Origin of the sequence: Sphaerotilus natans (genome assembly GCF_900156335.1) — a bacterium.
Classification (GTDB): Bacteria; Pseudomonadota; Gammaproteobacteria; order Burkholderiales; family Burkholderiaceae_C; genus Sphaerotilus; species Sphaerotilus natans.
This window is the reverse complement of the sequence record NZ_FTMZ01000029.1, coordinates 44,983-54,013: the sequence shown is the minus strand read 5'-3', so window position 1 is coordinate 54,013 and position 9,031 is coordinate 44,983. Positions and strand designations below refer to the sequence as shown.

10 protein-coding genes are annotated in these 9,031 nt (G+C 71.3%); 9 read left to right on the top strand and 1 reads right to left on the bottom strand.

Features of this window, described 5'->3' with window-relative positions; genetic code table 11:
- From BW996_RS19310 to BW996_RS19270, 9 genes are all read left to right on the top strand, one after another.
- The coding region (locus tag BW996_RS19310; RefSeq protein ID WP_175619148.1) for a VOC family protein at nucleotides 1-435 on the top strand (435 nt) is incomplete at its 5' end.
- 13 nt (nucleotides 436-448) lie between these two features.
- Nucleotides 449-1,363 carry a sugar phosphate isomerase/epimerase family protein gene (locus tag BW996_RS19305; protein WP_076459058.1) on the top strand — a complete coding sequence of 305 codons (915 nt, stop codon included), beginning with the start codon at nucleotides 449-451 and terminating at the stop codon, nucleotides 1,361-1,363.
- A 71-nt stretch (nucleotides 1,364-1,434) separates the two neighbouring features.
- On the top strand, nucleotides 1,435-1,794 hold the full coding sequence (locus BW996_RS19300; RefSeq protein WP_037485221.1) for an ArsR/SmtB family transcription factor: 360 nt from the start codon (nucleotides 1,435-1,437) through the stop codon (nucleotides 1,792-1,794).
- Nucleotides 1,791-2,279: an arsenate reductase ArsC gene (locus BW996_RS19295; protein ID WP_037485219.1), complete on the top strand. Its 489-nt coding sequence runs from the start codon at nucleotides 1,791-1,793 to the stop codon at nucleotides 2,277-2,279. Before BW996_RS19300 ends, BW996_RS19295 begins: the two co-directional genes overlap by 4 nt.
- Nucleotides 2,280-2,295: 16 nt before the next feature.
- A complete protein-coding gene (locus BW996_RS19290; protein ID WP_037485216.1) occupies nucleotides 2,296-2,955 on the top strand; it encodes an aquaporin in 660 nt (219 codons plus the stop codon).
- Nucleotides 2,956-3,047: 92 nt separating this feature from the next.
- Complete coding sequence (gene arsD, locus BW996_RS19285; RefSeq protein ID WP_037485253.1) at nucleotides 3,048-3,425, top strand: arsenite efflux transporter metallochaperone ArsD; 378 nt, start codon at nucleotides 3,048-3,050, stop codon at nucleotides 3,423-3,425.
- A gap of 14 nt (nucleotides 3,426-3,439) precedes the next feature.
- The gene (arsA, locus tag BW996_RS19280; protein ID WP_037485213.1) at nucleotides 3,440-5,197 is read left to right on the top strand and encodes an arsenical pump-driving ATPase; all 1,758 of its coding nucleotides are present in this window, start codon (nucleotides 3,440-3,442) and stop codon (nucleotides 5,195-5,197) included.
- 165 nt (nucleotides 5,198-5,362) lie between these two features.
- Nucleotides 5,363-6,793: a sensor histidine kinase gene (locus BW996_RS19275; RefSeq protein ID WP_051632251.1), complete on the top strand. Its 1,431-nt coding sequence runs from the start codon at nucleotides 5,363-5,365 to the stop codon at nucleotides 6,791-6,793.
- A 34-nt stretch (nucleotides 6,794-6,827) separates the two neighbouring features.
- The gene (locus tag BW996_RS19270; RefSeq protein WP_051632250.1) at nucleotides 6,828-8,372 is read left to right on the top strand and encodes a two-component system response regulator; all 1,545 of its coding nucleotides are present in this window, start codon (nucleotides 6,828-6,830) and stop codon (nucleotides 8,370-8,372) included.
- On the opposite strand, the gene BW996_RS22320 is transcribed toward BW996_RS19270, so the two are convergent.
- Nucleotides 8,318-9,028 (bottom strand): transporter substrate-binding domain-containing protein, encoded by a 711-nt coding sequence (locus tag BW996_RS22320; protein ID WP_241462051.1) that lies wholly within the window; start codon nucleotides 9,026-9,028, stop codon nucleotides 8,318-8,320. The two genes, BW996_RS19270 and BW996_RS22320, sit on opposite strands and share 55 nt — an antisense overlap.
- Nucleotides 9,029-9,031 lie beyond the last annotated feature (3 nt).

The window sequence follows — 9,031 nt, the reverse complement described above, 5'->3', positions numbered from 1 at the left end:
CCGGCGGCGCAGCACGGGCTGCATGTGTTCGGCGTGGTGCAGTACATCGGGCTGGACCGGATGGCGGACTGGAGCGCGTTCTACGGCGAGCTGTTCGGCTTCGTCGAGCTGCCGGCCGAGCAGCGCTTCGGGGTGATGACCAAGGGCGCGATCCTGGCCAGCCCCTGCGGGCAGTTCCACTGGCAGCTGATCGAGCCGGAGCCGGACGCGGCCGACTTCGAGCATGACGAGCTGCTGCAGCGGGTGGCCTTCGGCTGCACGGACGTGCTGGCGGCGGCCACGGCGATGAAGGCCGCGGGCGTGAGCTTCGTCGAGAAGCCGCACGGCGTGCACACCGACGCCCGCGGCGCGCTGACGCAGCCGCTGCTGGGCGAGCTGGTGTTCGAGCTGGTGCACGACCCGCGCGGCGATGCGGCTGCAGCGGCAACGGTCTGACGGAGGCATGACGATGGACCCGACGCGCATTGCCCGCAACGTCGCCGACTTCGGCATGGACACCATCACGCTGGCCGGGCCGCTGGAGGCCAAGCTGCGCGCGGTGCGCGAGGCCGGCTTCACCCAGATCATGCTGGCCGCGCGCGACCTCGTCGGCCACCCCGACGGGGTGGACGCCGCCGTGCAGGCGGTGCGCGACAGCGGCCTGCGCGTCACCGGCTTCCAGGTGCTGCGCGACTTCGAGGGCCTCTCCGACCACCTCCACGGCTACAAGATCGACATCGCCAAGCAGATGATCCTGATGGCGCGCCAGCTCGGCGCCAAGGTGCTGCTGGCCTGCTCCTCGACCTCGGTGCACGCCAGCGCCGACCCCCAGCGCATCGCCGCCGACCTGCGCAAGCTCGCCATGCTGGCCCTGCCGCATGGCATCCGCGTCGCCTTCGAGGCGCTGTCCTGGGGCCGCCACATCAACGAGTACCCGCAGTCCTGGGAGGTCGTCGAGATGGCCGACTGCCCCAACCTGGGCATCGGCATCGACTCGTACCACATCTTCGCCACCGACACCGCGCTGGAGCGGCTGCGCGACATCGACCCGGCCAAGATCTACCTGGTGCAGCTCTCGGACTTCATGTGGCAGCAGACCCGCTCGGTGCAGGAGCGCATCGACACCGCGCGCCACTTCCGGGTCTTCCCCGGCGAGGGCGTGCATTCCGGCGCGCTCACCGCGCTGGTGCTGCAGCTCGACGCCATGGGCTACCGCGGCGACTACAGCTTCGAGGTCTTCAACGACGACTACCAGCAGCTGCCCCTGCCCTATGTCGCCCGCCGCGCCTGGGACTCGGCCGTCTGGCTCGCCGAGGGCGTGCTGCGCCGCTCCGTGCCCCTGCCCGGCACCATGCGGCTGCAGCCCAGTGCCCAGACAAGGTGAATGACGATCCGTGGCCGGTCAGGCCGCGATACTGTCATCATTCCTTCAAATATTTCCACCATAATGGAATCATGGAAGATGAAGAAGTCGTTCGCCTGCTGGCCGCGCTGGCCCAGCCCCACCGCCTGCGGGCCTTCCGGGCCCTGGTCGTCGCCGGACCCGAGGGACTGACGCCGGGCGTGCTGGCCGAGCAGCTCGGCCTGCCCGCGGCCACGCTGTCCTTCCACCTGAAGGAGATGCTGCACGCCGGCCTGATCGGCTGCACCCGCGACGGGCGCCATCTGATCTACCGCGCCGACTTCGTGCGCATGAACACGCTGCTCGCCTTCCTGACTGCCAACTGCTGCGCCGGCCAGCCTTGCGGGCTGACGCCGGCGGGCGATCTTTCCTGCGACTGCTCTGTCGGCACCTGCGCCGATCCCACCCCATGACCACCCACGTCCTGATCCTCTGCACCCACAACTCGGCCCGCAGCGTGCTGTCCGAGGCCATGCTCAACCACTGGGCGCGCCAGCTCGGCCGCGACGTGCGCGCGCACAGCGCCGGCAGCAGCCCGAGCGGCCGCATCAACCCCCACGCGCTGCAGGTGCTGGAGGCCGCCGGCATCGACACCGCCGGCACCCGCAGCAAGTCCTGGGACGAGTTCGCCGCGCCGGGCGCGCCGGAGATGCGCATCGTCATCACCGTCTGCGACAGCGCCGCCGCCGAGACCTGCCCGTACTGGCCCGGCAGCCCGGTCAAGATCCACTGGGGCTACCCCGACCCCTCCAACGCGCCCGAGGACCAGAAGGCGCAGGCCTTCGAGCTGACCCGCCAGGCCATCGGCTACCGGATGCTGCAGCTGCTGCAGCTGCCGCTGGAGACGATGGACAACGCAGCGCTGCAGGCGGCGCTCGACACCATCTGGCGCAGCTGATCCGGGCGGGCACGCGATGAACGCTCCTGTCTCGACCGCCCGGCGCCTGCTGGGCGAGATGCTGGGCACCGCGCTGCTGCTGGCGGTGGTCATCGGATCAGGCGTCATGGCCGAGCGGCTGTCCGGCGGCAACGTCGCGGTGGCACTGCTGGCCAACACGCTGGCCACCGTCGGCGGCCTGTATGTGCTGATCGAGGTCTTCGGGCCGGTCAGCGGCGCGCACTTCAACCCGGCGGTCTCGCTGACGATGGCGCTGCGCGGCGAGCTGCCCTGGGCGCGGCTGCTGGGCTATGTGCCGGCGCAGCTGATCGGCGCGGCGCTGGGCGCGGTGCTGGCGCATGCGATGTTCGACCTGCCGCTGCTGCAGGTCTCGGCCAAGCTGCGCACCGGCACCGGCCAGTGGATCGCCGAGCTCGTGGCCACCGCCGGGCTGCTGCTGGTGATCCTGCGCGCGCCGCCGGCGCGGGTCGCGGCGATGGTGGCGGTCTACATCGGCGCGGCCTACTGGTTCACCGCCTCGACCTCCTTCGCCAATCCGGCGGCGGCCTTCGGGCGCATGTTCAGCGACAGCTTTGCCGGCATCGCCCCGGCCAGCGCGCCGGCCTTCATGCTGGCCGAGCTGGCCGGCGCCGGCCTGGGCCTGCTGCTGCACCGTGCGCTGGGCCGGCCAGATTGAGCATGATCAATGCCCTGTGGGCTGTCAGGCGCGAACATGGCCCTGAAGAACCCCTTGGGGCATGTCCCCACTGACTGAAAAGGATGAACGCGATGAGCCGACTGGAAGTTTTCGAGCCCGCGATGTGCTGCCCCACCGGCGTGTGCGGCATCGAGGTCGACCCGGTGCTGGTGCAGTTCAACGCCGACCTGCAGGCGCTGGAGGCCAGCGGCGTGACGGTCAGCCGTCACAGCCTGAGCCATGATGCGGCGGCCTTCACCGCGCAGCCGCTGGTGCTGCGCGAGATGGAGGCCGGCATGGACCGGCTGCCGGTGGTGATGCTCGACGGCCTGATCCTCTCGACGGGCCTGTACCCGACGCTGGCGCAGATGCAGCAGCGCATCGCCCGCGCCGCGGCGCTGGCGGCCAAGCCGCGCATCAAGCTCGGCAGCGGCGGCGATTGCGGCTGCGCACCGGGCCAGTGCTGCTGAGCGGGACAGCTGCCATGCTGCCCGATCTGCACACCCGCCATCTCTTCTTCACCGGCAAGGGCGGCGTGGGCAAGACCTCGCTGGCCTCGGCCTGCGCGGTGCAGCTGGCCGAGGCGGGCCGGCGCGTGCTGCTGGTCAGCACCGACCCGGCCTCCAACCTCGACGAGGTGCTGGAGACGCGGCTGTCGGACGTGCCCACCCCGGTGGCGGGCGTGCCGGGCCTGTCGGCGCTGAACATCGACCCGGAAGCGGCGGCCGCCGCCTACCGCGAGCGCATGGTCGGCCCCTACCGCGGCCTGCTGCCCGAGGCGGCGATCCGCAGCATGGAGGAGCAGTTCTCAGGCGGCTGCACCGTCGAGATCGCCGCCTTCGACGCCTTTGCGGCGCTGCTGGCCGGCTCCGGCGTGGCCGGCGACTTCGACCATGTGGTGTTCGACACCGCGCCGACCGGCCACACGCTGCGGCTGCTGACGCTGCCCTCGGCCTGGAGCGAGTTCCTGTCGACCAACACCACCGGCACCTCCTGCCTGGGGCCGCTGGCCGGGCTGGAGCACAACCGGGCGATCTACGCCGGCGCGGTCGCGGCGCTGACCGATGCGGCGGTGACCACCGTCGTGCTGGTGGCCCGGCCCGAGGTGGCCGCGCTGCGCGAGGCCGAGCGCAGCCGCCACGAGCTGGCCGAGCTGGGCGTGGCCAACCAGGTGCTGGCGATCAATGGCCTGTTCGATGCCCCTTCGGAGGATCCTGTGGCGCAGGCGATGGCACGGCGCCATCGGGATGCGCTCGCCGCCATGCCGGCTGCCCTGGCAACGCTGCCGCGCAGCTGCACCGGCTTCATCGCCCGCGGGCTGGTCGGGCTGGAGGCGCTGCGTGCGCTGCTGCATCCGGTGCCCCGTCCGTCGGACTCGACCGCATCGACCGCGCCGGAAATGCCGGCCCTCGCGCTGCCCCCCGGGCTGGCGCCGCTGGTCGACGACATCGAGCGTGCCGGCCATGGCCTAGTGATGACCATGGGCAAGGGCGGCGTGGGCAAGACTACGGTGGCCGCGGCGGTGGCGGTCGAGCTGGCCGCGCGTGGTCACCGGGTGCTGCTGTCGACCACCGATCCGGCCGCGCACCTGGCCTGGTCGCTGGACGAGGCGGTGCCGGGCCTGACGGTGCAGCGCATCGACCCGGCCGCCGAGGTCGCGCGCCACCGCGACGAGGTGCTCGCGCGCGCCGGCGCGGGGCTCGACCCCTCGGCGCGCGCGATGCTGGAAGAAGACCTGCGCTCGCCCTGCACCGAGGAGATCGCCGTCTTCCGTGCCTTCGCCGCGACGGTGGCGCAGGCGGTGGACGGCTTCGTGGTGCTCGACACCGCGCCGACCGGTCACACCGTGCTGCTGATGGACTCGGCCGAGGCCTATCACCGCGAGGTCGGCCGCACCCGCGGCGATCTGCCCGAGGCGGTGGTGAAGCTGCTGCCGCGCCTGCGTGATCCCGCCTTCACCCGAGTGATGATCGTCACGCTGGCCGAGGCCACGCCGGTGCACGAGGCCGAACGGCTGCAGGACGACCTGCGCCGCGCCGGCATCGAGCCTTTCGCCTGGGTCATCGAGCAGAGTCTGCTGGCCAGTGGCACCACCGACCCGATGCTGGCCGAGCGGGGCCGCTGCGAGCGCCCCTGGGTGCAGCAGGTGATGACCCGCGACGCCCGGCGCTGCGCGCTGCTGGCCTGGCAGGCCCGGGCGCCGGTGGGCGCGCGGGCGCTGCGCGAGCTGGCCAGCCGCTGAAAGACCGGGGAGGCGGGGGCAGTACGCCCCCGTTCCTTCTTCACGCTCAAGGCCTTCCGGGCCGCTCCGATATGCATGACGGAAATGCCAGATCCGGAATTGTCCCGGGATCCGGCACCGGCATGTCGGTGCATGCTGCAGCACGAGCGTGGAAGGAGTTCTGCCATGTCGATCTGGAGCGGCTCGCTGGTCGAGCTGATGCCGCACGGCTTCTGCCTGTCCTGGGAGCCGAGGCTGATGTGGCTGCACATCATCTCCGACACCCTGACGGTGCTGTCGTACGCGACCATTCCGGTGACGCTGATGGTGCTGGTGCGTCGGCGCAAGGATCTGCAGTTCAGCTGGATGTTCGTGCTGTTCGGGGTCTTCATCCTGGCCTGTGGCGCCACCCACGCGATGGCGCTGTGGACGCTGTGGTTTCCGGACTATCTGGCCGCCGGCATGGTCAAGGCGGTGACGGCCGCAGCCTCGGTCGGGACTGCGGTGGCGCTGGTGCCGCTGGTGCCCAAGGCGGTGGCGCTGCCCGGGCCGGCGCAGTGGGAGGCGGTGCATCGCGACCTGCGTGACCAGATCGCCGAGCGCGAGCGGGCCGAGCAGGAAGTGCGCCGGCTCAACACCGAGCTGGAGGCGCGGGTGGCGCGGCGCACCGCCGAGCTGCAGGAGGCCAACGCCCGGCTCAGCACGCTGCATGGCGAGCTCGAGCAGCGCGTCGAGCAGCGCACCGCCGAGCTGCGCCAGGCGCAGGCCCAGCTGGTGGACAGCGCGCGGGCCGCCGGCATGGCCGAGATCGCCACCAACGTGCTGCACAACGTCGGCAACGTGCTCAACAGCGTCAATGTCTCGGCCGGCATGATCTGCCAGCAGCTGCGGCAGTCCAAGCTGTCCGGCCTGGGCCGCACGGTCGAGATGCTGGCCCGCAACGAGGCCGACCTGGGCCGATTCATGAGCGAAGACCCGAAAGGCAGGATGCTGCCGGGCTACCTCGGCAAGCTCGCGCAGGTGCTCGAGGCCGAGCAGCGCATGGTCCTCGACGAGATGGAGCAGATGGGCCGCAGCATCGAGCACCTGAAGGACATCGTCGCCACCCAGCAGAGCTATGCGGGCAGCACCGGCATGGTCGCGCTGACGGAGGTGAGCGCGCTGGTGGAGGATGCGCTGCGGATGAATGCCGGGGCGCTGTCACGCCATCAGGTGGTGGTCGAGCGGGACCTGCCGGCGTTGCCGCCGCTGCCGCTGGACCGTCACCGGGTCTTGCAGATCCTGATCAACCTGATCGGCAACGCCAAGCAGGCCATGGATGCCGAGGGCGCCTTCGGCCACCGGCTGCAGATCGCCGCCAGCCTGGGGGCATCAGGAGACACGCTGCGGCTGAGCGTACGGGACGAGGGCGACGGCATCCGATCCGAGCATCTCGAGCGCATCTTCGCGCATGGCTTCACCACTCGCACGCGCGGTCATGGCTTCGGCCTTCACAGCTGCATCGTTGCCGCCCGCGAGATGGGGGGTGATCTGCAGGCGCACAGCGACGGTCCGGGCACCGGTGCCACCTTCACCCTGGTGCTGCCGGTCCAGGCCGGCAGCGACTGGATCATCTGAGTCCGCGAACTTTCTGACGCCTGCGGGTGACCCGATGGACAACCGACGCATCCTGCTCGTGGACGACATGCCCTCGATCCACGAGGACTTCCGCAAGATCCTCGATCCTGCCTGCGGACGGGCCGTGGCGCCACAGGCGGCTGACGAGCTCGACGCGCTGGAGATGGCACTGTTCGCCGACACGGCGACGGTGCCGCCCTCCCCGTCGCCCGATCGCCTCGAGATCGACTCGGCGCTGCAGGGGCGCGAGGCGCTGGCGATGGTGCAGTCCGCCTGCGCCGCCGGCCGACCCTACGCGATGGCCTTCGTCGACATGCGCATGCCTCCGGGCTGGGATGGCGTCGAGACCATCGAGCGGCTGTGGCAGGAAGACCCGCGGCTGCAGGTCGTCATCTGCACCGCCTATTCCGACTACGCCTGGGAGGAGGTGCTCGCGCGGCTGGACGTGCGCGACCGGCTGCTGATCCTGAAGAAGCCCTTCGACGCCATCGAGGTCAGCCAGCTCGCGCGCACGCTGTGCGCCAAGTGGCAGTCCGCTCGCCAGATCGAGCAGCACACCCGCACGCTGGAGGCCGAGGTGCGCGCGCGCACGCTCGAGCTGGAGCAGGCGAACCTGCAGCTGCGCGAGGAGCTGGCCGAGCGACAGCGTGTCGCCGCCGAGCTGCAGCTGGCGGCCTGCGTGTTCGACAGCGCGATGGACGGCATCGTCATCACCGATGCGCAGTCCACCATCCTGTCGGTCAATCCGGCCTTCTCGGCGCTGACCGGCTATGCGCCCGAGGAGGTGATCGGGCGCCGGCTCAGCCTGCTGCGCACCGAGCACGAGCAGCCTGATTTCTACCGCGCGCAGTGGCAGCGGCTGCTGCGTGAGGGGCACTGGTCGGGCGAACTGTGGAACCGGCGCAAGGACGGCGAGCTCTTCTGCGAGCGGCTGAGCATCAGCCGGGTGCCCAGCCTGCCGGGCCAGCCCGAGCGCTGCGTCGGCATCTTCAACGACGTCACCGAGCTGCGTCGACACGAGGAGCGCATCCGTTTCCTGGCCTTTCACGATGTGCTGACCGGGCTGCCCAACCGCGCGCTGCTGCTCGATCGGCTCGAGCGGGCGCTGGCTGTCGCGCGCAGCCAGGGCGAGCGCCTCGGCCTGATGTTCGTCGACCTGGACCGCTTCAAGCAGATCAACGACACCCTGGGCCATGCCGTGGGTGATGCGCTGCTGGTCCAGGTCGCGCGGCGGCTGCGCGAGCAGCTGCGCCAGCACGACACCGCAGCACGCATGGGCGGCGACGAGTTCGTGCTGCTGCTCGAGCGGATCGGCGATCCGGCCGTGCTGCCCATGCTGGCCGAACGGCTGGAGCACGCCATCGGCCAGCCGATGGAAGTCTTCGGCCACCCGCTGCAGGTCGGTGCCTCGATCGGCCTGGCCTGCTTTCCCGACGACGGTCAGGACGTGGCCACGCTGATGAAGCATGCCGACGCGGCGATGTATGCGGTCAAGGGCGCCAGCCGCCCGCCCCCGGAGGTCGATCAGCAGTCCGATCGAGATCCGGCCGGCGCCACGCGGGCCCCCTCGATGCGGTGACGCGCCAGCGCCGCCGCGACGAAGCCCGAGGCCTTCATCCGCTCGACGAAGTCGGCCAGTGCGGCGGCGGCCGGCTCGCTGCGGTCACGCCGCAGGCCCATCGCCTGGCGGATCACCATGAAGGGCTCGGGCAGCAGGCGCAGCCCTCCCAGGCGAGCCGCGTCGGCCTCGAGCTGCTGGCGCACGCCGGCGGCCACCTCGGCCTGCGCGCCGAGCGCCACGAAGGTGTCCACCACCGCCGGCGAGGTCGGTGCGCGCTCGATGCGGGCGTGCCGGAGCGTGCGCGTCAGGTGCAGGTCGTAGGCGCTGCCGCGGCCGACGACGACGACCCGCCCCGGCGCATCGACCTCGTCGTTGCTGCGCAGCGGCGAGTCCTCGCGCACCAGATAACAGCCCTCGATCAGCACATGGGGCGCGGTGAAGGCGATGTGCTGGGCGCGCAGCGGATCGATGGCGAAGAAGCCCAGATCGGCCTGCCCGCGCTCCACCGCCTCGACCGAGAGCCCCGCGGCCTCGACCACCACCAGCTCCAGCGGCAGCGCAAGCTCGTGCGCCAGCGCGCGCGCCAGATCGACCGAGACGCCGCCGACCTCGCCGCGGGCCGGGTCGCGCCGCGCCAGGATCGGATTGCCGAGGTTGATCGCCGCGCGCAGCACCCC